A 23,168-nucleotide genomic window follows, 5' to 3' on the forward strand; every position below is an offset into this window, starting at 1 on the left:
TTATCCGATCTTGCCCCAAGCCTCTGCGATTTCGGCAATCAAGTCCCGAGCTTGGACGAGCGGCGCAAGATCGCGCTTCTCCAGCCCCTCGCCCAGCAGGCGACGCGCCTCGCGGTAGATGGCCGCGAGTCCCGCGGCCAGCTCGCCGCCCTGGCCATGATCCAGGCAGCCTTCAAGGCCGAGCAGGATCGAGACCGCGCGGGCGCGGCGCTCGGGCATGCCGGGGCTGGTCGGGCCGTTGCCCGCGGCGATGCCGGCGGCCAGCGTGTCGAGCGTCTTCATCACCTCGTCGAACAGGATCCCGATCAGCTGGTGCGGCGAGGCGCCTTCCACCTTGGTGCTGATGTCGAGCGCGCGGTACCGGGCGCGAGCGCCGGCATGGCCGGTATGTGCGAACATGGCGATCAATCCCTAATGACGGCGTGTCTGAAAATCAGGTCTGCGCGGGCCGGCGGCGGCATACGGGCACGGCCATGTCGTTGCTCCTGCTCGTCCCGCAGCGCCGGCCCCGTGGCGGCGTCCTGCCCTGATGACGACCATGACCGGAAAATCTTTACAGGCGGTTCAAGCGTTAACCCTAAATCGCCGGGCCGATCACAGGCCCGCGAGCAGCCGCACCGCGGCCGGCCCCAGCCGCGCCTGCGCGATCAGCGCGCGCCGCGTCGAGGCGGCCAGCGCGCCCAGCGTCGCGGCGCGGTCGACCGGACGCGCCGGCCCCGGCAGCGCCGCCTCGCCGCGCAGCAGGATCGCCGCGAGCAGCGCGCGGATCTCGGCCGATTCGCGGCTGGTCGCGCCCGGCGCGGCGCTCGCCGCGTCGTGCATCACCTGCCCGGTCGGCCGCGCCGGCGTGGGGCGCGGGCGGCGGCCGCGGCCATCCGCATCCACCATCCCGGCCAGGCCGGGCGCATCGGCGGCGGCGATCGCTGCAATCATGTGGCCCGCTCCATGCTTACCGTCTCTTAGGGATAACGGCGGCGGAGGCGGGACCTTAAGCGCCCGGTTCAGGCGGCGGGGCGGCCATGCTCGTCGAACTGCACCTCGCCCGGCACGTCCACAACCGGCTGGTCGATGCCCTCGGCGCGGGCGCGCTCGATGTTGAACACGAAGGCCAGCACGGTGGCCACCGCGATATAGAGATCCTGGCGGATCAGCTGGCCGGCGCGGGTGGTGAAATAGAGCGCGCGGGTCAGCTCCGGATAGCGCAGCATCGGCACCTTGGCCTCCTCGGCGAGCGCGCGGATCGCGTCCGCCGTCGCGCCCCGCCCGCGCGCGACCACCACCGGCGCCGCATCCTCGCCCGGGCGGTAGCGGAGCGCGACCGCGAAATGGGTCGGGTTGGTGAGCACCACGCTCGCCTCTCGCACCGCCTGGCGCGAGCTGCGCCGCGCCGCCTCCATCTGCCGCCGCCGCACCGCGCCCTTGAGTTCGGGCGAGCCCTCGCTCTGCTTGTGCTCGTCCTTCACCTCCTGCTTGGTCATGCGCAGCCGGCGTTGGCGGCGGATGATCTGGGCGGGAATGTCGATGCCGGCGATGGCGAACAGCCCCAGCGCCATCACCAGCACCGCGAACACGAAGCTCTGGCCAAGCTCGTTCATGGCGCCGGCGATGTCGCCCCGGCCAAGCGTGGTGAGCCCCTGCAGCCGCTTGCCGAGCAGCCACCAGCCCAGCGCGCCGAGCACCGCCACCTTTGCCATCGCCTTGAGCAGCTCGGTCACGCCCTGCATGCCGAAGATGCGCTTGATCCCGGCGAGCGGGTTGAGCTTGTCGCCCTTGAAGGCGATCGCCGACCAGCGGAAACCGAGCGAGCCGAGAATGGCGGGCGTGCCCACCGCCGCCAGCAGCGTCACCAGCAGCAGCGCGGCCATCGGCAGGGCGACCCGCAGCAACATGCCCGTCACCGCCCGGCCGGGCTCGAAATCCTCGATCGCGCCGCGGTCGAACCGCAGCGCGTCGCGCAGCAGCTCGGCGAGCGCCTGGGTCAGGATCGGGCCGCCGATCGCCAGCCAGGCGGCGCCCGCCAGCACCACCATCGCCGCGCCGAGATCCTTGGATTGGAGGACATCGCCCTTCTCGATCGCGTCCTTGCGCTTCTTGGGCGTCGGATCCTCGGTCTTTTCGCCGCCTTCGCTCTCCGCCATCAGCCGCCTCCCGCCGCCAGCGCGCGGGCGAGATCGAGGCCCCGCTCGAGCGCCGCGATAATCCCCTCGCCGATCGCGGGCGCCGCCATCGACAGCAGGATGATCCCCGCCAGGAGCGTCGCCGGCAGGCCCACCGAAAAGAGGTTCATCGCCGGCGCCGAACGCGCCAGGATCGCCATCACCACCTGCACCAGCACCAGCGCGAAGCCCACCGGCAGCGCGATCGTCATGCCCGCCGCGATCATGTCGCCGCCGAACAGGATCAGCGCATGGATGCTGCCCTGCCCGAGCCAGGCCTGGCCCGGCGGCAGCGCGCGATAGCTGTCCACGATGATCGCCGCGAGCATGAGATGGCCGCCGATCGACAGGAACAGGAAGGTGCCCAGGATCGAAAGCAGCGTGCCCAGCGCGGTCGAGGAGGCCTCGCTCTGCGGATCGATCATCTGCGCGAAGCCCAGCCCCATGGCGCTGCCGATCACCTCGCCCGCCATCAGCGCCGAGACGAAGCCCATCTGCACCGCGAAGCCGAGCGCCAGCCCGGCCAGCGTCTCGCCGATCACCAGCAGCACCCCGGCGGCGGAGGCGAGCCCGTCGGGCGGCAGGTCGAGCGGAACCGGGCCGAGCCCGGCAATGCCCACGCCCAGCGCGAGGATGATCCGCACCTGCACCGGCACGTTGCTGGCGCTGAATACGGGCGCGGCGAGAAAGGCGGCGCCCGGCCGCAGCATCGCGATCAGGAAGACCCAGAGCTGCGCCTCGATCCCCGCCAGGCTGGTCGGGATCATCGCGCTACTGCAACAGGTCCGGAATGCGCGCGAACATCTCCTTGGTGAAGTCCGCGAGCAGGGTCAGGATGGCGCCGCCGAACAGCGCGATGCACAGCGCCACCACCAGCAGCTTGGGCACGAAGGCGAGCGTCTGCTCCTGGATCGAGGTCGCCGCCTGGATCATGCCCAGCACCAGCCCGGCGACCAGCGCCGGTATCAGGATCGGCATGCAGGCCAGCGCCAGCACCCACAGCGCGTGCTGCGCGACGCCGACGAAATAGTCCGTGCCGATCGCCGGTTCCATGCCGCTATCCGAAGCTCGAGGCGAGGCTGCCCATCGTCAGCGCCCATCCATCGACGAGCACGAACAGCAGCAGCTTGAACGGCATCGAGATGATCTGCGGCGAGAGCATCATCATGCCGAGCGACATCAGCGTCGAGGCCACCACCAGATCGATCACCAGAAACGGCAGGAAGATCAGGAAGCCGATCTGGAAGGCGGTCTTCAGCTCGGAGGTGACGAAGGCGGGCAGCAGGATCGAGAAGGGGATATCCGCCGGCGTGGCGAATTTGGGCGCGTGCGCGATGGTGCTGAACAGCTGGAGATCGGTCTGGCGGACCTGGCGCAGCATGAAGCCGCGCAGCACCGTGCCCGAATTGGCGATCGCCTGCTCGATCGGGATGCGGCCCTGGCCATAGGGGGTGACGGCGCCGCGGTTGATCTCGTCGATCGCCGGTCGCATCACGAACAAAGTGAGGAAAAGCGACAGGCCGACCAGCACCTGGTTGGGCGGCGTCTGCTGCAAGCCCAGCGCCTGGCGCAGGATCGACAGCACGATGATGATGCGCGTGAAGCTCGTCATCATCAGCACCAGCGACGGCAGCACCGTCAACAGGCTCATCAGGATGAGGATCTGGAGCGACAGCGAGAGCGGCCGGCCCTCGCCCGAAATCTGGCCGAGCGCGCGGTTGAGCGCCCCCGTCTGCGCCGCGCCCGGCGCTGCCGGCACGCCCGTGCCCGGCGCCGCCGCCGGGGCGGCCGGCTGGGCATGCGCGACATGGCTCCACAGCAGCGCCACGACGAGCGCGAGCGCGAGCAGCAGCGCCGGCTTCAGCCAGGCCTGCGCCGGCGATCGGGCGCGCTCAGGCGCCATCGTCGATGAACGGCGCGAAATCGCCCGCACCTTCGGCGATCAGATCCATCCGGCCGCGGGTGACGCCGACCAGCAGCCGCCGCCCCTCGAACTCCACCACCACCAGCCGCGCGCCCATCGCGCCCATGGAGATGGCGTCGACCACCCGGATCGCGCGCTCGCGGCCGCCCGACCCGAGGCCCGGCTGCAGCCGCCGCATCAGCCAGAGCGTGCCCACGGCCATGCCGGCGACCAGCGCCAGCATCAGGAAGACGTTGAGAAAATAGGCGAAGGTCATGCGCGCCGTTCAAGCCCGGCGAGCCGGGTCTCGGTGGCCACGACATCCACGATGCGGATCCCGAAGCGGCCATTCACCGTCACCACCTCGCCCTTGGCGACGAGCGTGCCGTTCACCAGAATATCGAGCAGCTCATTGGCCTGGCGATCCAGCTCCACCACCGAGCCCTCGTTGAGATCGAGCAGCTCGGACAATTTGAGCGAGGTCGAGCCGACCTCGACCGAAAGCCGCAGCGGAATATCCGCGAGCAGCCGGAAATTGCGCGCGGCAAGGCTGTCGGGATCGTCGGTGCCCGGGAAGGGCGCTTCGCTCATCTCGTTCAAATCCTATGTCCCCCGGGACGATCCAGCGCGCCCAGAGTCTCGATCTGGAACGCCGCGCGTCCTTCCTGCTCGCCGATCGTGCCTTCCGCAAGCCGTCTGTTGCCGACGATCAGCGGCACTTTGGGGGCAAGCGTGATCGGGATCACATCGCCGACCTTGAGCGAAAGCAATTCCTTCACCGAGAGCGTCGGCCGCGCCACCACCGAGCGCACCGGCAGGCTGACATTCTCCAGCGCGCGCGCCAGCCGGTAGCGGAACTCGCTGTCGCCCGCCCCCGCCTCGGCATGGACCTTGGCGCTGAGCTGCGATTCATAGGCACGCATCGCCGCCAGCGGGAAGACGAGATCGATCGTGGTCGCGCCCGGGCCGCCGCCGGCGACGCTGAAGCGCTGCACCACCACCGGCTCGTCGCCGCGCACCAGCGTGGCATAGCCGGCATTGGTCTCGCGCGCGGCCAGCTGCGGCTCGAAATTGACGATATCGGCCCAGGTCTCGACCACCGCGAGCACGATGCCCTCGGTCACGCGGCCCAGCAGCCTTTCCTCGGCGGCGGTGAATTCGCGCTTGCGCACCGCGCCCTTGGGCGGCGCGCCGGTGCCGCCGTAAAAGGCGTCCACCAGCCGGCTCACATAATCCGGGGCGAGCGCGATCAGCATGCCGCCCTTCATCGGGCGCATCCGATAGAGGCTGACGCTGGTGAATTCGGGCAGGCCGTCGCGCCAGGTGTCGAAGCGCGAGGTCAGCGCCGGGGCATGTTCCACCTTGGGCTTGGCCTTGGCGAAGGGCTCCAGCACGTCGCGCAGCCGCCGCGCCAGCCGTTCGGCGAGCCGATCGAGCCCGGACAGGCGCGCGCCGGGGCGCAGCGATTCGCTGCCCAGCGCGAACCGCTCCACCTTCTGCGCGCCATCCTCGGCCCGCGTCTTCAGCCCCTTGCCGGCCGGCTCCTTCGCCACGTCGCTCCGCTCCTCATCGAGCGCTTATCCTACTGGATGATAAAGCTCGAAAAATAAACATTGTCGACGCCGCCATAGCCGGTCTTGTCGACCAGCACCTTGTTGATCGCGTCGGTCAGCTTGGCGCGCAGCTGGTCCTTGCCCTGCGGCGTCTGGAGCGCGATCGCATCCTGATCGGCGAGCACCGACAGGATCGCCGAGCGGATCGGCATCTCATTGTCCTTGAAGGCGTCCGCCACCTTCTGGTCGTAGAAGGTCGAGGCCGACAGCGCGAGCTGCACCACGCCGTCCGTATCGCGCAGGTTCGAGGTGAAATTCTGCTCGATCGTCAGATAGGTCGGCTTGTAGACCTTGGGATCGGGCGCGAAGCTGCCGATCTCCTTATACTGGTCGGCGGGGTGCGCCTTCTGCCCCTCGCGCGCGACCAGCTTGGGCGCCTCGGGATCCACTTCGGGCTCCTTGGCGTGCGCGCCGCCGCCGCCCATGCCGGCCGCGAACATGCCGCCCGCCGCGCCGCCGCCGGCCAGCACCAGCGCGCCCACGATCGTCAGGATCAGCTTCTTCTTGCCGCCCTTCTTGGCACCCGCATCGGGCGCCGCCGCCTTGTCCTTGGCGTCCTTGCTCATCGCTTATCGATCCTTATCACGCATACTGGCCATCGGCGGCGCGCGCCGGGGCCGGAGCCGGGGCGGCGCGGCGCGGGCGCGCGGCGTCGGTCTGCGGAAGCGGGGCGGCGCGCGGCGCCTGCCGCTGCTCCTGGCCCTGATTCTGCGCCTGCCGGCCCGCGTCGCCGCTGCCGCCACCGCTATAGCCGGCATCGGTTAAGGAATTGGTTGACGCGGCGTTTGTCATGGCCGGCCGGTCCGCCTGCTGGGCCTGGTGCTGCTGCGCCGCCTGGCGCCCGGCCTCGCCGCCCGCGCCGCCGCCGCCCAGATCCACCGTCACCGCGCTGAGATGCAGGCCATGGCCATGCGCGGCGGCGATCAGCTGCGGCCGCGCCTCGTCGAGCGCGCTGCGCGTCGCTTCGCTGCTGGCGCTGAGCGTCACCGCCGCGCTGCCGTCCGCGCCGCGCGAAATCGCCACGTCGATGCGGCCAAGGCCCTGCGGCGTCAGCGCGAAACGCGCGTCGCCGCTGGCGCTGCCGGCGCTGGCGATATCGCGGGCGATGCCATCGGCCCAGGCCGCGTGGCGCGCCACCGCGACGAGGCGGTCGGTCCCGCCCGCCGCCAGCATCGCGCCGGCCTGCGGCGCGGTGGCGGCGATCGCCGCGCGCGGCGCGAGCGGCGTGGCGGCGGGGGTGGCGACGGCGGAGGACGCGGCATCGGTGCCGGAGACGGGGATGGCGGCGCCCTCCGCGCCCGCCTCGTCGCGCGCCCGCGTCCGGTCGCGGCCGCGCGCCGCCGGGCTCGCATGGCTGGCGGCGGCGGGCATCGGCGCGGCGGCGGCGATGGGCGCGACCGGGGGGGCGGCGGCCGGAGCCGGGGACGCGGAGACGGCCGCGATCGGCGGCGCCGGGGTCGCGGGGGCGGCAGCCGCCTGCGCGACCGGTGGCGCCGTCCCTTCGGCCGGGAGGCGCGCGGCGGCCATCGGCGCGGCGGTGTTCGGGGCGACGCCGGCGGCCGGGGCGGACGGAAGCGGATCGGCCGGACGCGGCATCGCCACGCCGGCGCTCGCCACGCGCGGCGATGCCAGGACGGCGGCGGCGGACGCGGCGCCCTCGTCCGATGCGGGCGCGGGAGACGCGGGCGGCGTCGCGCCCGGCCGCGTCGCGACGGGGGTCGGCGCCGGGGTCGGCGCGGCCGTCAAGGGCAGCGGCGTCGGCATGGCCGCCGAGGGCAGCGGCGTCGGCATGGCCGCCGAGGGCAGCGGCGGCGGCGTGGCGGCGGCCGGAGCCAGCGGCGACGGCAGCGGCGCGGGCGTCGGCGTCTCGGTGGCCGAGGGCAGCGGCGCCGGCGCGGCGGCGAGATCGGCGGTGGCGAGCGCGAGCGTGGAGCTGGCCGCGGCGCCACGCGGCGAGGCGGCGCGCGCGGCGAGCAGCTCGCTGGTCGGCGCGGCGGCCGGCAGCGCGGCGGCCAAAAGCGTGGCGCGCGGCGTGGCGGAGGCGATCGGCGCGGTCACGGGCCGCGCTTCGGTGGCGAGCCGCGCCGCCGATTGCAGCGCCTGCAGCACGGGCGCGCCCTCCAGCGCCGCGTCGTCCGCGCTCGCCGTCATGGGCTGAGGGGCCGCAGCGGCCGGAATCGGCTGCGGCGCAAGCGCCGGCGCGGCCATGGACGCGCGCGGCGGCACGGGCGCGGCGGCGGACGAGGGAGCCGGCGTCGCGGGGGCGGGCGCAGGCGGCGCGATCGGCGTCATCGCCAGCGCCGCCGCAAGCGTCGCGGCGTTGTCGGCCGGGGCCTGGGGCGCGGACCGGTGGGGCGCGTCCGCCGCGTCCGCTGCCGTGTCGGCATCCGCGTCGGTCTCGGACGCGGCGGGCGCATCGGCGCGCGCGGCGGCCGTCGGCAGCGCCGCCGTGGCGATGGCGACCGGCCGGCGATCGGGCCGCGCGGGGATATTGGCGACGGGCACGGCCAGCGGCGGCGGCGCGACCGCCGGGAGGCTGGTGGCCGGGACCGGGGCGGAGGCCGCCGGATCGGCCGGCCTCTCCGGTGCGGGCGCCTGCAGCGCCTCGGCCGCGATCGCCGGATCCGGGCCGCCCGACGGTAGCGCCGCCGGATCGCGAGCGGCGGCGCCGGTGGCGATCGGCGCATCGGCATCGGCGCCGGCGGGCGCAAGCGGGGTCGCGGGCGTCGGCGCGCGGTCGAGCGCGGCCATGGCGACAGCGGTGAGGCTGGCGGGCAGCGGCGCCTGCGCTCCGCGCGGCGATGCCGCGCTCACCGGATCCCCGCCTTTGGCGGCCGGCATCGAGAGATCGCCCATCAGCGCCGCGAAACCGGGCGCCGCCCCCGCCGTGCCGCCGGCCGGCGCGGCGGCGGCGAGCGGGGCGAGCGGATCGGCCGCCGCCATGGCGGGCGCGGCGAGGCTGAGCATGTCCATCATGCGTCTCCCAGGGTGCGCGGCTCGCGCTGGCGGGCATTGGCCGCCGCGCGCCGTTCGGCGGCGCGGGCGATATCGGTGGCGGCGCGGCTGCTGAGCTTGGTCGCGCTCTCCTGGCGGATGCGCGCTTCCACCCGCTCCTCGCGGCGGAGCGCGGCGGTGGCGCGCGCGCCCTCGATGGCATCGGCGAGGCCGAAGCGCGCCTCGTCCAGCCGCAGCGCCAGCTCGGCGCGCGACGCCAGCGTGGCGGCCGAGAAATCGCCCAGCTCCCAGGAAAGGCTGGAGCGCAGCTGGGTGAGCCGGCTCTCGCTCGTCTCGAGCTGCGCGAGCTTGGCCTCGGCGGCGGCGGCGGCGGCGGCGGCCTGCGCATGTTCCACCCGGCGCACCCGGGCGATGCGTTCGCGGCGGCGGACCAGCGCGCTCATATCCCGAAGCGCTCGATCAGCTCGGCCGAGCTATGCACCATGTCGATCCGGTCCTTCGGGCGCTGCTTGAGAAAGTCGAGGATTTCCTGGTGGCGCGCAACCGCCATGTCGATCAGCGGATCGCTGCCCGCCTTGTAGGCGCCCATCAGGATGAGATCGCGGTTCTCCTCATAGACCGACCAGAGCCGGCGCAGCACGGCGGCGGCGCGGCCATGCTCCTCGTCGACGATATCGGCCATCACCCGGCTCAGCGAGCGGCCCACGTCGATCGCCGGGAAGACGCCCTGTTCGGAGAGCGAGCGCGACAGGATGATATGGCCGTCGACGATCGCACGCGCGGTGTCGACGATCGGGTCGTCGCCATCGTCGCCATCGGCGAGCACGGTGTAGAGCGCGGTGATCGAGCCGCCGCTGTGCGCATCGGCGCCGGCGCGCTCGATCAGCCGCGGGATCATGCTCAGCGCCGAGGGCGGATAGCCCTTCATCGTCGGCGGCTCGCCCAGCGACAGGCCAAGCTCGCGCTGGGCATGGGCGCAGCGCGTCAGGCTGTCGATCAGCAGCAGCACGCGCTTGCCCTGCTCGCGGAAATATTCGGCGATGGCGGTGGCGCGCATCGCCGCGCGGATGCGCAGCACCGGCGGGTGATCGGCCGGCACCGCCACCACCACGGCGCGCTCGCGCACCCCGGGGGTGAGCTTGGTGGCGAGAAAGTCCGCCACCTCGCGGCTGCGCTCGCCGATCAGCCCCACCACGATGACATCGGCCTCGGCGCCCTGGATCATCTGGCCCATCAGCACCGATTTGCCGACGCCCGAACCCGCGCAGATCGCGATCCGCTGGCCGACGCCGGCGGTGAGCAGGCCGTTGATGGCGCGCACGCCCATGTCGAAACATTCGGTGACGCGGGCGCGATCCAGCGGATTGGCGGGCTTGCCGGCGAGCGGCCAGCTGTGCGTCTCGCCGATCGGGCCGAGCCCGTCGAGCGGGCGGCCGGTGGCATCCACCACCCGGCCCAGCAGCGCCTCGCCCACCTCGGCCACGCCGCCCTTGGCGTCGGGCTCCACCCGGCCGCCATTGGCGTGCGGCGCGTCGCCGTCCAGCGCCATCAGCAGCGAGCGGTCGCCGCGAAACCCCACCACCTCGGCGCGCGTGGCATGACCATCGGCGTCGATCACCCGCACCGAGCCGCCCACCGGCATGGCGAGCCCCGTCGCCTCCAGCATCTGCCCGTCATAGGCGACGAGCTTGCCGATCCGGCGCGGCGCCACCTCGCCCACGGCCAGGCCGGCGAGCAGCGATTCGGCGCGGTCGGCGAGGCTCATCGCGCCGCCGCCACGCGATCGAGCGCGCCGCGCAGCCGGGCGAGGCGCAGCGCGGGGCTGTCCTCCACCGATCCCGCCGCCGTCTCGAGCCGCAGCGCGCCCGGCGCCAGCGTCGGGTCCGCCTCGGCCGCGACGGGCAGCGCCGCGCCGTGCAGCCGCGCGAGATCCTCGGGGTGGAGCTTGAGCACCGCCGGCTGGGTCTCCTCGCCGATCACGGCGGCGGCGGCCTCGGCGCGCGCCAGCAACAGCGCGGGATCGATCGTCACCGTCCCCATGATCTCGGTGACGAGCCGCTCCACCGTGGCCGCGATCAGCACGCCGAGCGGGCCGACCGGCTCGGGCCGGAGCGCCTCGAGCCCGACCGCCAGCCGCGCCAGCCCCGCCCGCTCCTGCTCCAGCTCGGCGCGCATCGCGGCGATGCCCTGCTCATAGCCGTCCGCGAAGGCGGCGTGGCGCAGCGCCTCGATATCGGGCGCGGGCGGCTCGCACGCCTCGGGCATCTCGGCGGCGGCGGCCGCCGGCGCGGGCGCCGCCGGCTCGCTGCCCCAGGCGGTGAAATGGTTGAAATGCGGCGGTCGCGTCCAGATCGAGACCTTGGCGGCATCGGCCACGGTCGCGGCGCTGAGCAGATTAGACATAGTCTTCCCCCTTGCCCCCAAGGTTGATCGTGCCGGCCTGGGCGAGCTGGCGCGCGATGGCGAGAATCTGCTTCTGCGCCTCCTGCACCTCGGCCAGCCGCATCGGGCCGCGCTCGGCGATCTCGTCCTGGATCGACTGGGCGGCGCGGCTGGACATGCAGCCGAAGATCTTCTGCCGCAGCCGCTCGTCGGCGCCCTTCAGCGCCACCACCAGCAGATCGCTCTCGACACCGCGCATGAGCGTGCCGAGATCCTTGTCGCTGACGCTCATCAGATTGTCGAAGATGAACATCTCGTCCTCGATCGCGCGCGCCAGCGTCTTGTCGAGCTTGGCGAGCTGGCGGATCACGCGCTGCTCGGTGGCGGTGCGCGTGGAGTTGACGATCTTGGCCGCCTCGCTGGCGCCACCGCGCGCCGGGGCGGTGCCGTTGGAGCGCTTGTTCACCTGGCGCAGCAGCAGCCGCTCGAGATCGTCGAGCGCTTCCTGCGTCACCGCGCCCAGAGTCGCGACCCGGTAGATCACCTCGGCCTGCAGCTCCTCCTCGAGCAGCTGCAGCACGTCCGCCGCGACCGGCGGCTCGAGATGCGCCAGCACCAGCGCGGCGATCTGCGGATGCTCGAACTCGACCAGCCCGGCGATCGTCTTGGCGTCCATCCACTTGAGCGAATCGAGCGCGGAGGAGCGCGCCGGCGGCGTGATGCGGGCGAGCATATTCTCGGCGCGCTCGGCGCCGAGCGCGCGCTCCATCATGGTGCGGATCTGGCTGTCCGCGCCGAAGCCGATCGTGGTCCGCTCGCGCGCCCGACCGATGAACTGGTCGAGCACCCCGTCCACCTCTTCCTCGCTCACATCGGCGACGCCGAACATGGCCGAGCCGAGCATCTGCACCTCGTCCGGATCGAGCCGGCCCAGCACCTGGGCGGCCTCGTCCTCGGCCAGCAGCATCAGCAGGATCGCGGCGGCGCTCGATCCCTTGGGCATGGGCGCGCCGCCATCGGGGGCGGGAAGCGGCAGCGGCTCAGGCATTTTCGGCGGCCTTGGGCATGTCGGCGCGGATCAGGTCGCGCACCACCAGGGCGGCGCGATCGGGATCCTGGCGGACGAAGTTGCGGATCAGCGCGGCGCGGGCGGCATAGCTGGGCGCGGCCTCGATCATGTCGAGCGTCACCGGCTTGTCGGGGCTGATCTCGGCGGTCTGCTCGGCGAGCGCGGACTGCATCTCGCGGCCCATGTCCACGCGCTCCTTCTCGGCGGCGGCGCGCTGCTGCTCCACGGCCGCCTGGCGGCGCTTCATCAGCGGCCGGCCGATGCCGAAGACGAGGATCGCGGCGACGATGATCGCGGTGAGATTGCGGCCGACCGGGCCGATCCAGCTCGCCTGATACCAGGCGGGCTTGGTGGCGGCGTCGCTGGGCGCGAAATTCTGCTGCGACACCGAGACGATGTCACCGCGGGTCTGGTCGAACCCGACCGCGCCCTTCACCAGATTCTCGATCTGCGCCTGCTGCTGCGGGGTCAGCGGCTTGGCGCCCTGCGCCTGGCGCAGCGCCACCGCCACGGTCAGCCGGCGCACCGTGCCGACCGCATTCTTGGTCACCGACACTTCGTGGCCCAGCGTGTAGCTGCGGTTGTAGCTCTCGTCGGTCTTGCCGGGAGCGGCCGCGCCGGCCTGGCCGGGGGCGGCGCCGGGCGCCTGCGGGCCGTTCGGCTGGGGCGGCGTCTGCGCCACCGGCTGGCCATTGGGCGTGGCGGTGGAGGTGGCGGCGGCGGGCGCGGTGTTGGACAGCGCGCCGGGGATGCCGGTCGCCGGCTTGGCGCCGCCGCTGCCGTCGGCGGTCCAGCTGCCCTCCTCATGGGCGAGCACCTGGCCGTCCTTGGGATAGGTCTCGCGGGTCGAGGCGATCTCGGCGAAATCGAGATCGGCATGGACCTCGGCGGTGAAATTGCCGTCGCCCACGATCGGCGTCAGCAGCGAGGCCAACGCCTGGCGATATTTGTCCTCCATCCGCGTCTGGAGCGCCACCTGGCGGTCGGCGCCGTCGTCGGCACCCGCGCCGCCGCTCTTGGAGAGCAGCCGGCCCGATTGGTCGACGATCGACACATCGTCGGGCGACAGGCCCGAGACCGAGGCGGCGACGAGATGCACGATGGCCTGGACCTGCGCGTCCGAGAGCGCGCGGCCGGCGCGCAGCCGCAGCATCACCGACGCCTGGGGCTTGGCGGTATCGCGCAGGAACACGCTCGGCGTCTCGACCGCGAGATGCACCTTGGCGCTCTCCACGGCATCGATCGCCTCGATCGTGCGCGCCAGATCCATCTCGTGCGCCTCGCGCAGCCGCTCGCCTTCCACCGCGCGGCTCGCGCCCATCGGCAGATTGGTGATGAGCTGGTCGCCGTCCGGCGCCGCCTTGGGCAGGCCCTGCTGCGCGAGCAGCATCTTGGCGCGGTAATAGCTGTCCTCGGGCACGGTCAGCGCGCCGCTCGAGGCATCGAGGTGATATTTGATCCCCGCGGTGTCGAGCGCGGCGGCCACCGCCGCCTTGTCGGCGTCCGGCAGGCCGGCGAACAGATCGCGCTGCGGCGCCTGGTGCAGCACCGCCCAGATCAGCGCGGCCGCGCCGAGCAGGCCGATCAGCCCCATCAGTGGCAGGCTCTTCGCCACCGCCGGCTGGGCCGCGATGCTGCGGATGCGCTGCAGGATGCCGCCCATGCCGCCGGCGGCGAGGCCGGCGACCGGCGCCGGCAGGGCGCCGGCGGCAGCGGGGACGAGATTGGTCGAGGGGGCGGTCAGTTCAGCCATGTCACACCGGCATGCTCATGATGTCCTTGTACGCGGACAGGAGTTTGTTGCGGACTTGCAGGGTCGCCTGGAAACCGACCGAAGCCTGCTCGCGGGCGAGCATCACGGCGGCCACGTCGGTGGTGTCGCCACGCTCGTAGGAGGCGGACATCGCGTCCGACTTGGTCTGAAGCTGGTTGACCTGGCCGAGCGCCGACTTGAGCGCGTCGCCGAAATCGGCGGCGCCCGGGCCGGACGGCGCGGCGGCGCCCCCCGCCGGCGCGACCGGCGCGCTCGGGGCGGCGCCGGCGGCCTTTTGCAGCGCGGCGTTCTGCTGGAGGATCTGCGCCCGCATCTGCAGCAGGCTGGAGGCGGTGATGCTCGTCATCGATCAGCCCTCACGCCGCGACCGCGCGCATCTCGGCCAGCCGGTAGCGCAGCGTGCGCTCCGAAATGCCGAGCGCCGCCGCCGCCGCCGCGCGGCGTCCGCCCGCGGCTTCGAGCGCGGCGCGGATCGCATCCTGCTCGGAGGCGCGCGCCGTATCCGCCAGCCGACGCGCCGGCGCGGCGGGCACCAGGCTCAGCACCGGCGCGGCGGCGCGGTGCATCACCTCGATCGCGAGATCCTCGGCCTCGATCCGGTCGCCGCCGCGCAGCAGCAGCGCGCGCTGGAGCACATTGTCCAGCTCGCGGACATTGCCCGGCCAGTCATGCGCCATCAGCCGGTCGAGCGCATTGGCGGTCGGCCAGGCGAGGCGCTCGCCCGGGCGGGCATGGCGCAGCAGCAGCGCGGCGGTGATCGCGCGAATGTCCAGCCGGCGCGCCTTGAGCGGCTTGAGCGCCAGCGGCATGACGTTGAGCCGCCAGTAGAGATCGGCGCGGAACCGGCCTTCCTGCACTTCCACCGCCAGCTCGCGATTGGCCGCGGCGATGATTCGCACGTCGATCTTGATCGGGCTCGTCGCGCCCACCGGCAGCACCTCGCGCTCCTGGATGGCGCGCAGCAGCTTGGCCTGCAGGCCGAGCGGCATCTCGGCGATCTCGTCGAGCAGCAGCGTGCCGCCCTCGGCGGCGCGGAACAGCCCCTCGGACGCCGCCGTCGCGCCGGTGAAGGCGCCGCGGACATGACCGAACAGCATCGCCTCGAGCATCGACTCGGGCAGCGCCGCGCAGTTGATCGCGACAAAGGGCTTGGCCGCGCGCGGGCTGGCGGCGTGGATGAAGCGGGCCATGCCCTCCTTGCCGGTGCCGGTTTCGCCGAGCACCAGCACGGTGGCGTCGGAGCGGGCGACGCGGGTGGCGAGCGTCAGGTAGAGCGCGCTCTCGGGCTCGCCCACCGCCGGGCCGGCGCCGCGCACCAGTTCGGCGATCAGGGCCAGCGCGAAGGGCAGGTCGTCAAAACCGAAGCGAAGCGTGGCCGGGCTGGTGGCGGTGGCGAGGATCAGCTCGGGCGCGCCCTCGGCCATGGCGATCAGCACGTCGCGCGGCGTGGCGTGGGCGCGCTCCGAATCGGCGAGGATGCGCGGCGCGGCGCGGGGCGCCGCGAGCGCCGCCGTCACCGGACCGGCGGCGATGCCAACCCCGGCCAGCCAGGCCGAAAGGGCCGGACAGGCGCGCTGCGCACCGTTGCTGATCCCGATCATCGTCATCGACGCTTGGTCTCCGGAAAAACTTGCCCGTTCACTGGGCAGGAATTTCCCTGATTCCGACCAATAAAACGTTAACGCGCGCGCCCGGATCGCTGAGGACCGCGCACGACGCGCGAGCGCCGCCCGCACCCGCCCGCTCATACGCGCGCGCGCGTGGGAAGAGGGCCGTCATGGTTAAGGGCGCGGTAGGAAAAAACCCCCGAAATTTCTGCTAAAACCCCGCCGGGCGCGGCCGTTATCGGGATCGTGGCCGGCAAGGAATTGTCGCTCCGGCCGGCACTCGGAGGATTTCGCGATGACCGTGATCAACACCAACACCGCCGCGATGCGCGCCCAGAATGGCAGCCGCGTGGCCAATGCCGCCATCCAGACCGCGATGAGCCGTCTCTCGTCGGGCAAGCGGATCAACACCGCCGCCGACGACGCCGCCGGCATGGCGATCTCCAACTCGATGACCTCGCAGATCACCGGCATGAACCAGGCGATCCGCAACGCCAATGACGGCGTCTCGCTGGTCCAGACCGCCGACGGCGCGCTCGACGAAGTCACCAACATGCTCCAGCGCGTCCGCGAGCTGGCGGTGCAGTCGGCCTCGGGCACCTATTCCGACAATGACCGCGCCAACATGCAGACCGAAGTCGGCCAGCTGACGACGCAGATCAAGTCGGTGCTCGGCAACACCACCTTCAACGGCACCTCGCTGTTCAACACCGGCGCCAGCGCCGCCGCGACGACGGTGAAGATCCAGGCCGGCGCCGGCTCCAGCGCCAACGACCAGATCACCATCAACATCGGCGGCATCGACCTCTCGGCCGCGACCGCGTCGGGCTCCACCGCCGCCACCGGCAATCTCGACGTGTCGAACACCGGCGGCTCGACCAGCAACGGCGTCACCAACGCGCAGAACACGATGAAGAGCGTCGACTCGCTGCTGACGACGATCAACACCGTCCGCGCCGGGCTCGGCGCCTCGCAGAGCCAGCTCAACTCGGCGGTGAACAACCTCACCAACAACGTCACCAACCTGTCGGACGCGCGCAGCCGCATCCAGGACGCGGATTTCTCCTCGGAGACGACCGCGCTCGCCAAGGCGCAGATCCTGAGCCAGGCCTCCACCGCCATGCTCGCCCAGGCGAACCAGTCCTCGCAGGGCGTGCTCAAGCTGCTCCAGTAAGCGGGTCCGGTCCCTCTCCGAGGCGATCCCGGCCTCCGGCGCACCGCTCCCCCGCGCCGGAGGCCGTCCCGTCTTCCTCTTCCTTCCCGTTTCAGGGCCGCGCGCATGACCGACAATCTCGATATGGCCAGCCTCATCGCCGAGGTCGACGAGCTGGTCTTCGACGAGCCCGAGGCGCCCGCCAAGCCCGCGCGCAAGCCGCGCAAAAAGGCCGCCAAGGCCGAGCCGACGCCGGCGCCGGCACCCGCCGCGCCGCCCGCCGCCACGGCCGAGCCGCTGCCCGAGATCGATCTCAGCGGTCTCGATTTCCTTGAGGCGGCGCCCGCCCCGGCCCCGGCCCCGGCCGGTCCGCCCGCCGCCGATCCGCTCGCCGAGATCGATCTGAGCGGGCTCGATTTCCTGGAAGCGGCGCCGGCCGCGCCGGTGGCCGCCACGCCGGTCAGCGCGCCCGCGCCCGCGCCGGCGCCCACCGCCGCCCCTGTCCCGCCCGCCGCGCCCACTGTCGCCGCCGCGCCCGTCGCCGCCGCGCCCGCCGCGATCGCGCCGCCCGCCGCCGCGCCGAGCCCGCGCGTCGCGCTGATGACCAAGCTGCTCGTCGGCCTGTGCGTCGTCAGCAGCTTCGCCTCGCTCGGCGGGCTGCTGACGGTGAGCCGCTCGGTCGCCGCCGCCGAGGCGCAGCGCGCCGCCGCCGCCGAGGAACGCGAGAAGCTGGAGCATCTGAACCAGACCGCCGAAAGCCTCGCCCAGTCGAGCAAGGCGCTCGCCGCCATCCTCGCCCGCGCGCCCGCCGTCGCCACCCCGCCGGCCAGCGCCGAGGATGTCCGCCAGGCGATGGACGGGCTCAAAATGGCGCTGTCCAAGCAGCAGCCCGATGGCGTCGCGCCGCTCGCCGGCATGATCCGCGACGGGCTGGGCGATGTCATCATCCGCCTCAACCAGATCGACGCCGCGCTCGATCAGCACGCCGGCACCGCCCCCGCCCCGCGCCGCCGCCCCGCCGACTGAGCGGGCCGGCGGCCCTGGCCTGCGCGCCGGATCTAGGGAAAGACGCGGAGGCCGCCCTCGGCATCCTGCGTAGAGCGGGTGTAAGCGCGCTGCCATAAAGCTCTGCGATCCTCGTCCCCATCGTCATGGAGGACAGGATCATGATCGCGGAGATCGTCACCTATTCGCTCGCGGCGGGCAGCGATGCCGAGACCGCGCTCGACATTTACCGCCGCACCAGCCGCGATGCCGAGCAGAATATTGATCTTGTCCGTTCTTTTCCGCTGTTTGACGCGGAGCGCGGGCTCGCCGGCGGAATCTTTCTCTGGCGATCGCGCGAGGCGGCGGAGCGCGCGCACGGCGAAAGCTACTGGGAATCGGTGCGCGCCCTCGCCGGCGCCTATCCCGAGATCGAGACGTTCGATCTCCTGCCCGACGATGATCTGGTCGATACCGACGCCGTCGCGGACGAGGCGCTGTACGACGAGGAATGAGGCACGACGAGGAATGAGGTACGTCGAGGATCGAGCGTCCGCCGGGCCGCTGCCCGGGGAAAGTGAGATCAATCCTCGTCCCAGCCCTTGAGCAGCGCGCGCACCTTGTCGAGCGCGGCCTTCTTGATCTGGCAGACGCGCGCGGCGCCGATGTCCAGCACGCGGCCGATTTCCTCGAGATTGAGTTCCTCGACGAAATAGAGCTGCAGCACCATCGCCTCGCGCTCGGGCAGCTTGCCGATCGCGCCGGCCAGCGCCTCGCGCAGCCGGTCGCGGTCCAGCTGCTGGTCCGCGCTCTCCTCGAGATCGGCGAACCACATGGACTGGTCGGAATAGACCTCGTCCAGGCTTTCCTGGCGCACCGATTCGGCGGCGTCGGCCATTTCGCGATAGCCGGCGGCGTCGAGCCCCAGCGTCTCGGCAAGCTCGCTCTCGGTCGCCGCGCGGCCCAGCCGGCTTTCGATCTCGGCGCGCGCGCGCGCGATCTCCTTGCGCTTGGCCATGCCCGAGCGGCACTGGCTGGCGTGACGCCGCAGATGATCGATCATCGCGCCCCGCACGCGCATCTGCGCATAGGTGGCGAAGGCGTGGCCGCGATCCTCATAGCCATTGGCCGCCTCGACCAGGGCGACCATGCCGATCTGCACCAGATCCTCGATGTCCACCGCGTTGCTCACGCGGCCATGGACATGCCAGGCGATCTTGCGGACCAGCGGCATGTGCGCCGACACCAGATCGGTCGGCCGCTGCCGCGCGGGCTTGCGGCCATAGGTCATCGAGCTGTGCGCGTTCACCGCACCATCTCCGCGTCGCGCCGCTGGCCGACCTGGCTCTGCTGGCCGCCGACCACGGCGACCACCTCGACCGGCTTGCCATCGGGTATCTCAAGGAAGGACAGGACCGGCGCCTCGGCCAGATGCGGCCGCAGCAGCCGGGCGAGCGCGCGCCGCGCGATCGGCGAGGTGACGATGGCGAAGCGCTTGGCCTCGCCCAGCAGCGGCTGCGCGGCCTCGCCGATCGCCGCGACGATCCGCGCCGCGAGCGCGGGCTCGATCGGGTGATTCGCGTTGGGGCCGGTGCGCACCGCCTGGGTGAGCAGCGCCTCGAGGCTGCCGTCGAGCGTCACCACCGGCAGCGGCATCCGCACCGGCACCAGCGTCTGCACGATCAGCGCGCCGATCCGGCGGCGGATATTCTCCACCAGCATGATCGGCTCCACGCCCTCGGCGGCGGCATCCGCCATCGCCTCGGCGATGCGGCGGAAATCCTTCAGCGGCACGCCCTCCACCAGCAGCGCGCGGCACACGCCGGCGATCTGCGGCAGGGTGAGCGGCGCCGGGGTGAGCGCGGACACCAGCTGCGGCGCGGTTTCCTTCAGCTGGTCCACCAGCTTCTGCGTCTCGTCCATGCCGAACAGATCGGCCGCCGAGGTGGCGATCAGCTGGTTGAGATGGGTGGCGATCACCGTCGAGGGATCGACCACCGTATAGCCCAGCACCACCGCCTCGGAGCGTTTCTCGGGCGCGATCCACACCGCGTCGAGGCCGAAGGTCGGATCCTTCACCGCGCGGCCGGGGATGGTGCCGACCAAGTCGCCGCTGTCGAGCGCGAGCAGCTCGGCGGCGAAACATTCGTCCTCGGCCAGGCACACGCCGCCCACGGTGATGCGATAGCCATTGGGCGACAGGTTCATATTGTCGCGCACGCGGACCATCGGCACGACGAAGCCAAGCTCCTTGGAAAGCTGGCGGCGGATGCCGGTGATCCGCGCCATCAGCGGCGCGCCCTTGCGCTCGTCCACCAGCGCCACCAGCCCATAGCCGATCTCGAGCCCGAGCGGCGCGTCGTCCGAAACCTCGTCCCAGCCGATCTGGCTGGGATTGGCGGGCGCCGCCGGCGCCGGCTTGTCGGCGAGCGCCGCCTCCGCCTTTTTGAGCGCGTCCGCGCCCCGCAGCTTCCACGCGACAAAGCCGCACAGCGCCGCCGCCGGCAGGATGATGATATGCGGCATGCCCGGCACCACGCCGAGAATGCCCAGGATCGCCGACACCGGCGTCCACGCCTTGGCCGAGCCGAACTGGCTGCCGATCTGGCCCGAAAGATCGAGCGGCGAATTGACGCGGGTGACGATCGAGGCGGCCGCGATCGAGAGCAGCAGCGCCGGGATCTGCGCCACCAGCGCGTCGCCGATCGCGAGCTGCACGTAATTCTTCGCCGCGTCGCCGATCGACAGGCCGTGGCTGAGCACGCCCAGCACCAGCCCGCCCAGGATGTTCACGGCCAGCACCAGCACGCCGGCGACGGCATCGCCCTTCACGAATTTGGAGGCGCCGTCCATCGAGCCGTAGAAATCCGCCTCGGTCGCCACTTCCTGGCGGCGCACCTTGGCCTCGTCCGGGGTCAGGAGCCCGGCATTGAGATCGGCGTCGATCGCCATCTGCTTGCCCGGCATGGCGTCCAGCGTGAAGCGCGCGGACACTTCCGAGACGCGCCCGGCGCCCTTGGTGATGACCACCAGGTTGATGATCATCAGGATCGAGAAAACGAAGATGCCGACCGCGTAATTGCCGCCGATCAGGAAGGAGCCGAAGGCCTCGATCACATGGCCCGCCGCCGCCTCGCCCTCATGGCCATGCACCAGCACGACGCGCGTGGAGGCGACGTTGAGCGCCAGCCGCAGCAGCGTGGCGAACAGCAGCACCGTGGGGAAGGCGGAAAAGTCCAGCGGGCGCGCGGCGTTCAGCGCCACCATCAGCACGGCGAGCGAGATCACGATGTTCGAGATGAAGCCGAGATCGAGCATGATCGCCGGCATCGGCACGACCATCAGCGCGATCAGCAGCAGCGATGCCATCGGCAGGATCGCGCCGCGGCTCGCATCGGCCCAAACACGCTTGTTGATCGCCTTGGTGGCCATCTTCGTCACATTCCCAGGCTGGACAGCATCAGATAGGCGAGCTTCGCGGTCTGCGGGCTCGGGGTGAGCGCGGCCTTGGCGTCGAGCGCCGCGTCGAGCGTGTCGCCCGTCGCGGCGGCGGTGCCGCCGGTCGCCGCGCCGGGCAGATCGCCGCCGTTGAGCGCGGCGAGCTGCATCCGCGCCAGCTCGGACGCGGTGTCGCCGCTCGTGCCCTGGCGGGCGAGCAGCGTCTGCACGGTCGAGGCGCCGGCGGGCGCGTCGCCCGACGCGGCCGGCGCCTGGCCGCCGAAGCGGCTGGCGAAGCGCTGATACACCTCGTCCAGGCTGCGCGCCGATCCGTCCTTATTGTAGAAGACCCAGCGATTGGCATGGGCGGCGGCGGGGAGCAGCGCGGCGGCGGACTGGCTGCCATCCGCGTCGCGCGCCGCCAGGAAGCGGCTCGCCCCCGCCGGGCCGAGGAAATGCGCCATGTAGAGATCGACCGAGCCCGCGTCGCGCCCCAGCCTCTTCTCCAGAAAGTCGCGATTGTCCGAGGCATATTCGCCCGCCATCGCCGCCGAGGTGCCGGCATCCTGGCGCAGCGCGAGGATCTGCGCCTTGGTCGCCTGGTCGCTCACCACATAATGGCCGCCGCTGGTGCGCTCGATGGCGTTGGCGGCCCAGCCCAGCCCATGCTCGGCGCCGTGCTGCTTCAGCATGGCGAGCCAGGTCTGGCTGGTGAACTGGTAGAGGCCCGACGCGCTCGAGGTCGCGGCCTTGGCATTGGGGTTGAGCCCGCTCTCGATCTTCGCCTGGTGGTAGAGATAATGGAAATCCACCCCCGTCGCCGAGGCGGCGGAGGCGATCGCGCCCTGCACGCCGCCGCCGGCCGCGAGGCCGGTATCGGTGGCGGCGGTGCCCGCGCCCGCGCGGACGCCGGGGATGACGGTCAGGCTCATCCGCGCTTCCACCGGGCATTGCGGCCATAGGTGGGCGCGGCATCGCCACGGCCGCTGGCGGCGGCCAGCCGGGTGAGCCGGCGCTCGGTCATGTCGGCCAGCACGTTGATGCGCACGCGCGCGGCGTCGGCGAGGCGGGTCGCCTCCTCCGCCAGCGCCTTCATCTCCGGCGTCGGCCGCGTCGGGCTGGCGCGCACGCGCAGCAGCGCCTGATCCACGGCGGCGTTGGCGGCCTCGATCGCGGGCGCGTCGTCGGCGTCGAGCGCGGCGATCAGCGCGCGCTGCTCGCGCAGCAGCGCCTCGAGCGCGGCGACGCTCACGACGCCACCCCGCCGAGATCGGAGGCGATCATCTTGTCGGCGATCTGGCCGGCATCCGCCTTGTAGGTGCCGCCGCGAATCGCCGCGCGCAGCGCCGCGACGCGATCCTGCGCGATCGGCGCGCCCTCGGCGGCGAGCCGGTGGATGGTGGTGGCCGGGCCATGCTCGGCGGGCGTCGCGCCCGGCGCGGCGGCGCCGCCGGCGCGCGCGGTCTGGCCGAGGCCGGTCTGGCCGCCGATCAGGCCGCTGCCCGATGCTCCGATGCCGTTGATCATCCCCGCCCCCCTTCAGAAGCTCGCGACCCGGACGATGCCGGTATCCACCACGTCGCCGATCACCACCGGGCCGCGCGCGTCCGTCTTGACGCGCACCTTGCCGCCGGCGCGGCCATCTTCCTGCGCGATCGCGGCGGTGCTGACGGTGAAGCCCGCCGAGGTGGCGCGCAGCTCGACGGGATCGCCGCGCCGGATCAGCGGCGGCGCCGCCGGCGTCGCGGGCTGGGCGGCGGCCATGGCGGGCGTGCCGGGCGCGGGCTGGGCGCCGGGCACGCGCATCAGCGGCACGCGGATGCGCCAGCCGAGCGGCTCGCAGCGCAGCGGCAGCGCGCCGAGCGCGGGCGGATCGATCGTCACGGGCTTGGGGCAGGCGGCCAGCTTGAGCCGCCGGTCGAGATGGGTGAGCGGGCCGCCCGGCGTCGCGACATCGGCGTCGAGCGCGGCGACCACGCGGCTCTCCAGCCGGGCGATGTCCTCGAATCCGTCCGGCCCCGCCACCGCGCCGGCCGGCGCCGCGATCAGGCAGGAGAGAATCAGAAGGGCGAAAGCCCGTGCCATGCGAGTGCTCCCAGAGTTCGGGGCTCACAAAGCAATGCGCGTGCCAAAC

Annotated in this window: 27 protein-coding genes; 3 read left to right on the forward strand and 24 right to left on the reverse strand. The window is 72.4% G+C overall.

Annotated features, from left to right (window positions below; translation table 11 throughout):
* The 18 genes from LHA26_RS04360 to LHA26_RS04445 all read right to left on the reverse strand — a co-directional run bounded on the left by LHA26_RS04360 (position 1) and on the right by LHA26_RS04445 (position 15,459).
* Positions 1–399 (reverse strand): flagellar export chaperone FliS, encoded by a 399-nt coding sequence (locus LHA26_RS04360; protein ID WP_252167515.1) that lies wholly within the window; start codon positions 397–399, stop codon positions 1–3.
* Between the two features lie 195 nt (positions 400–594).
* Positions 595–933, reverse strand: coding sequence for a hypothetical protein (locus tag LHA26_RS04365; protein ID WP_252167516.1), 339 nt, complete (start codon positions 931–933; stop codon positions 595–597).
* 68 nt (positions 934–1,001) lie between these two features.
* On the reverse strand, positions 1,002–2,138 hold the full coding sequence (locus LHA26_RS04370; protein WP_252167517.1) for an EscU/YscU/HrcU family type III secretion system export apparatus switch protein: 1,137 nt from the start codon (positions 2,136–2,138) through the stop codon (positions 1,002–1,004).
* Positions 2,138–2,923: a flagellar biosynthetic protein FliR gene (gene fliR, locus LHA26_RS04375; RefSeq protein WP_252167518.1), complete on the reverse strand. Its 786-nt coding sequence runs from the start codon at positions 2,921–2,923 to the stop codon at positions 2,138–2,140. Before fliR ends, LHA26_RS04370 begins: the two co-directional genes overlap by 1 nt.
* Before the next feature lie 4 nt (positions 2,924–2,927).
* Positions 2,928–3,209 carry a flagellar biosynthesis protein FliQ gene (gene fliQ, locus LHA26_RS04380; protein WP_252167519.1) on the reverse strand — a complete coding sequence of 94 codons (282 nt, stop codon included), beginning with the start codon at positions 3,207–3,209 and terminating at the stop codon, positions 2,928–2,930.
* A 4-nt stretch (positions 3,210–3,213) separates the two neighbouring features.
* A complete protein-coding gene (fliP, locus tag LHA26_RS04385; protein WP_252167520.1) occupies positions 3,214–4,059 on the reverse strand; it encodes a flagellar type III secretion system pore protein FliP in 846 nt (281 codons plus the stop codon).
* Positions 4,049–4,336, reverse strand: a complete 288-nt coding sequence (locus LHA26_RS04390) for a FliO/MopB family protein (RefSeq protein ID WP_252167521.1) — start codon at positions 4,334–4,336, stop codon at positions 4,049–4,051. The genes fliP and LHA26_RS04390 overlap by 11 nt, the downstream gene beginning before the upstream one ends.
* Positions 4,333–4,650 (reverse strand): flagellar motor switch protein FliN, encoded by a 318-nt coding sequence (gene fliN, locus LHA26_RS04395; protein WP_252167522.1) that lies wholly within the window; start codon positions 4,648–4,650, stop codon positions 4,333–4,335. Before fliN ends, LHA26_RS04390 begins: the two co-directional genes overlap by 4 nt.
* Before the next feature lie 5 nt (positions 4,651–4,655).
* Positions 4,656–5,612: a flagellar motor switch protein FliM gene (locus LHA26_RS04400; protein ID WP_252167523.1), complete on the reverse strand. Its 957-nt coding sequence runs from the start codon at positions 5,610–5,612 to the stop codon at positions 4,656–4,658.
* A 29-nt stretch (positions 5,613–5,641) separates the two neighbouring features.
* Positions 5,642–6,238: a flagellar basal body-associated FliL family protein gene (locus LHA26_RS04405; protein ID WP_252167524.1), complete on the reverse strand. Its 597-nt coding sequence runs from the start codon at positions 6,236–6,238 to the stop codon at positions 5,642–5,644.
* Positions 6,239–6,254: 16 nt separating this feature from the next.
* On the reverse strand, positions 6,255–8,648 hold the full coding sequence (locus LHA26_RS04410; protein WP_252167525.1) for a flagellar hook-length control protein FliK: 2,394 nt from the start codon (positions 8,646–8,648) through the stop codon (positions 6,255–6,257).
* A complete protein-coding gene (locus LHA26_RS04415) occupies positions 8,645–9,070 on the reverse strand; it encodes a hypothetical protein (RefSeq protein ID WP_252167526.1) in 426 nt (141 codons plus the stop codon). Before LHA26_RS04415 ends, LHA26_RS04410 begins: the two co-directional genes overlap by 4 nt.
* The gene (locus LHA26_RS04420; RefSeq protein WP_252167527.1) at positions 9,067–10,392 is read right to left on the reverse strand and encodes a FliI/YscN family ATPase; all 1,326 of its coding nucleotides are present in this window, start codon (positions 10,390–10,392) and stop codon (positions 9,067–9,069) included. The genes LHA26_RS04415 and LHA26_RS04420 overlap by 4 nt, the downstream gene beginning before the upstream one ends.
* Positions 10,389–11,030, reverse strand: coding sequence for a FliH/SctL family protein (locus LHA26_RS04425; RefSeq protein ID WP_252167528.1), 642 nt, complete (start codon positions 11,028–11,030; stop codon positions 10,389–10,391). The genes LHA26_RS04420 and LHA26_RS04425 overlap by 4 nt, the downstream gene beginning before the upstream one ends.
* On the reverse strand, positions 11,023–12,057 hold the full coding sequence (gene fliG / locus LHA26_RS04430) for a flagellar motor switch protein FliG (protein WP_252167529.1): 1,035 nt from the start codon (positions 12,055–12,057) through the stop codon (positions 11,023–11,025). Before fliG ends, LHA26_RS04425 begins: the two co-directional genes overlap by 8 nt.
* Positions 12,050–13,831, reverse strand: a complete 1,782-nt coding sequence (gene fliF / locus LHA26_RS04435) for a flagellar basal-body MS-ring/collar protein FliF (RefSeq protein WP_252167530.1) — start codon at positions 13,829–13,831, stop codon at positions 12,050–12,052. The genes fliG and fliF overlap by 8 nt, the downstream gene beginning before the upstream one ends.
* A gap of 1 nt (position 13,832) precedes the next feature.
* Positions 13,833–14,198 carry a flagellar hook-basal body complex protein FliE gene (fliE, locus tag LHA26_RS04440; RefSeq protein WP_252167531.1) on the reverse strand — a complete coding sequence of 122 codons (366 nt, stop codon included), beginning with the start codon at positions 14,196–14,198 and terminating at the stop codon, positions 13,833–13,835.
* A 10-nt stretch (positions 14,199–14,208) separates the two neighbouring features.
* A complete protein-coding gene (locus LHA26_RS04445) occupies positions 14,209–15,459 on the reverse strand; it encodes a sigma-54 interaction domain-containing protein (protein ID WP_252167532.1) in 1,251 nt (416 codons plus the stop codon).
* A gap of 295 nt (positions 15,460–15,754) precedes the next feature.
* Between LHA26_RS04445 and LHA26_RS04450 the strand changes: the two genes are divergently transcribed.
* The 3 genes from LHA26_RS04450 (at position 15,755) to LHA26_RS04460 (ending at position 18,111) form a co-directional block, all read left to right on the forward strand.
* Positions 15,755–16,633 (forward strand): flagellin N-terminal helical domain-containing protein, encoded by an 879-nt coding sequence (locus tag LHA26_RS04450; protein ID WP_252167533.1) that lies wholly within the window; start codon positions 15,755–15,757, stop codon positions 16,631–16,633.
* 105 nt (positions 16,634–16,738) lie between these two features.
* Positions 16,739–17,638 carry a hypothetical protein gene (locus LHA26_RS04455; protein ID WP_252167534.1) on the forward strand — a complete coding sequence of 300 codons (900 nt, stop codon included), beginning with the start codon at positions 16,739–16,741 and terminating at the stop codon, positions 17,636–17,638.
* 140 nt (positions 17,639–17,778) lie between these two features.
* Positions 17,779–18,111, forward strand: a complete 333-nt coding sequence (locus LHA26_RS04460; RefSeq protein ID WP_252167535.1) for a hypothetical protein — start codon at positions 17,779–17,781, stop codon at positions 18,109–18,111.
* 68 nt (positions 18,112–18,179) lie between these two features.
* Here the strand turns inward: LHA26_RS04460 and LHA26_RS04465 are convergent, their stop codons facing one another.
* Genes LHA26_RS04465 through LHA26_RS04490 form a run of 6 tightly spaced genes read right to left on the reverse strand, consistent with a single transcriptional unit; the run spans position 18,180 to position 23,119 of the window.
* The gene (locus LHA26_RS04465; protein ID WP_252168291.1) at positions 18,180–18,887 is read right to left on the reverse strand and encodes a FliA/WhiG family RNA polymerase sigma factor; all 708 of its coding nucleotides are present in this window, start codon (positions 18,885–18,887) and stop codon (positions 18,180–18,182) included.
* Between the two features lie 14 nt (positions 18,888–18,901).
* A complete protein-coding gene (gene flhA, locus LHA26_RS04470) occupies positions 18,902–21,028 on the reverse strand; it encodes a flagellar biosynthesis protein FlhA (protein WP_252168292.1) in 2,127 nt (708 codons plus the stop codon).
* Positions 21,029–21,033: 5 nt separating this feature from the next.
* The gene (locus LHA26_RS04475) at positions 21,034–21,966 is read right to left on the reverse strand and encodes a transglycosylase SLT domain-containing protein (RefSeq protein WP_252167536.1); all 933 of its coding nucleotides are present in this window, start codon (positions 21,964–21,966) and stop codon (positions 21,034–21,036) included.
* On the reverse strand, positions 21,963–22,286 hold the full coding sequence (locus LHA26_RS04480) for a hypothetical protein (protein ID WP_252167537.1): 324 nt from the start codon (positions 22,284–22,286) through the stop codon (positions 21,963–21,965). Before LHA26_RS04480 ends, LHA26_RS04475 begins: the two co-directional genes overlap by 4 nt.
* Positions 22,283–22,561 carry a flagellar biosynthesis anti-sigma factor FlgM gene (flgM, locus tag LHA26_RS04485; RefSeq protein WP_252167538.1) on the reverse strand — a complete coding sequence of 93 codons (279 nt, stop codon included), beginning with the start codon at positions 22,559–22,561 and terminating at the stop codon, positions 22,283–22,285. Before flgM ends, LHA26_RS04480 begins: the two co-directional genes overlap by 4 nt.
* 12 nt (positions 22,562–22,573) lie before the next feature.
* Complete coding sequence (locus LHA26_RS04490) at positions 22,574–23,119, reverse strand: flagella basal body P-ring formation protein FlgA (RefSeq protein WP_252167539.1); 546 nt, start codon at positions 23,117–23,119, stop codon at positions 22,574–22,576.
* Positions 23,120–23,168 lie beyond the last annotated feature (49 nt).

It is taken from the genome of Sphingomonas morindae (assembly GCF_023822065.1).
Classification (GTDB): Bacteria; Pseudomonadota; Alphaproteobacteria; order Sphingomonadales; family Sphingomonadaceae; genus Solisphingomonas; species Solisphingomonas morindae.

Excerpts from the sequence above, each read along its gene's own strand:
- LHA26_RS04365 (WP_252167516.1), bottom strand. The coding sequence starts at position 933 with ATGATTGCAGCGATCGCCGCCGCCGATGCGCCCGGCCTGGCCGGGATG.
- LHA26_RS04445 (WP_252167532.1), bottom strand. The coding sequence starts at position 15,459 with ATGACGATGATCGGGATCAGCAACGGTGCGCAGCGCGCCTGTCCGGCC.
- LHA26_RS04360 (WP_252167515.1), bottom strand. The coding sequence starts at position 399 with ATGTTCGCACATACCGGCCATGCCGGCGCTCGCGCCCGGTACCGCGCG.
- fliF (WP_252167530.1), bottom strand. The coding sequence starts at position 13,831 with ATGGCTGAACTGACCGCCCCCTCGACCAATCTCGTCCCCGCTGCCGCC.
- LHA26_RS04410 (WP_252167525.1), bottom strand. The coding sequence starts at position 8,648 with ATGATGGACATGCTCAGCCTCGCCGCGCCCGCCATGGCGGCGGCCGAT.
- LHA26_RS04415 (WP_252167526.1), bottom strand. The coding sequence starts at position 9,070 with ATGAGCGCGCTGGTCCGCCGCCGCGAACGCATCGCCCGGGTGCGCCGG.
- LHA26_RS04465 (WP_252168291.1), bottom strand. The coding sequence starts at position 18,887 with ATGACCTATGGCCGCAAGCCCGCGCGGCAGCGGCCGACCGATCTGGTG.
- fliQ (WP_252167519.1), bottom strand. The coding sequence starts at position 3,209 with ATGGAACCGGCGATCGGCACGGACTATTTCGTCGGCGTCGCGCAGCAC.
- LHA26_RS04460 (WP_252167535.1), top strand. The coding sequence starts at position 17,779 with ATGATCGCGGAGATCGTCACCTATTCGCTCGCGGCGGGCAGCGATGCC.
- flhA (WP_252168292.1), bottom strand. The coding sequence starts at position 21,028 with ATGGCCACCAAGGCGATCAACAAGCGTGTTTGGGCCGATGCGAGCCGC.
- fliP (WP_252167520.1), bottom strand. The coding sequence starts at position 4,059 with ATGGCGCCTGAGCGCGCCCGATCGCCGGCGCAGGCCTGGCTGAAGCCG.
- fliN (WP_252167522.1), bottom strand. The coding sequence starts at position 4,650 with ATGAGCGAAGCGCCCTTCCCGGGCACCGACGATCCCGACAGCCTTGCC.
- LHA26_RS04425 (WP_252167528.1), bottom strand. The coding sequence starts at position 11,030 with ATGTCTAATCTGCTCAGCGCCGCGACCGTGGCCGATGCCGCCAAGGTC.
- LHA26_RS04455 (WP_252167534.1), top strand. The coding sequence starts at position 16,739 with ATGACCGACAATCTCGATATGGCCAGCCTCATCGCCGAGGTCGACGAG.
- LHA26_RS04420 (WP_252167527.1), bottom strand. The coding sequence starts at position 10,392 with ATGAGCCTCGCCGACCGCGCCGAATCGCTGCTCGCCGGCCTGGCCGTG.
- fliE (WP_252167531.1), bottom strand. The coding sequence starts at position 14,198 with ATGACGAGCATCACCGCCTCCAGCCTGCTGCAGATGCGGGCGCAGATC.
- LHA26_RS04405 (WP_252167524.1), bottom strand. The coding sequence starts at position 6,238 with ATGAGCAAGGACGCCAAGGACAAGGCGGCGGCGCCCGATGCGGGTGCC.
- fliR (WP_252167518.1), bottom strand. The coding sequence starts at position 2,923 with ATGATCCCGACCAGCCTGGCGGGGATCGAGGCGCAGCTCTGGGTCTTC.
- LHA26_RS04390 (WP_252167521.1), bottom strand. The coding sequence starts at position 4,336 with ATGACCTTCGCCTATTTTCTCAACGTCTTCCTGATGCTGGCGCTGGTC.
- flgM (WP_252167538.1), bottom strand. The coding sequence starts at position 22,561 with ATGATCAACGGCATCGGAGCATCGGGCAGCGGCCTGATCGGCGGCCAG.
- LHA26_RS04475 (WP_252167536.1), bottom strand. The coding sequence starts at position 21,966 with ATGAGCCTGACCGTCATCCCCGGCGTCCGCGCGGGCGCGGGCACCGCC.
- LHA26_RS04450 (WP_252167533.1), top strand. The coding sequence starts at position 15,755 with ATGACCGTGATCAACACCAACACCGCCGCGATGCGCGCCCAGAATGGC.
- fliG (WP_252167529.1), bottom strand. The coding sequence starts at position 12,057 with ATGCCTGAGCCGCTGCCGCTTCCCGCCCCCGATGGCGGCGCGCCCATG.
- LHA26_RS04370 (WP_252167517.1), bottom strand. The coding sequence starts at position 2,138 with ATGGCGGAGAGCGAAGGCGGCGAAAAGACCGAGGATCCGACGCCCAAG.
- LHA26_RS04490 (WP_252167539.1), bottom strand. The coding sequence starts at position 23,119 with ATGGCACGGGCTTTCGCCCTTCTGATTCTCTCCTGCCTGATCGCGGCG.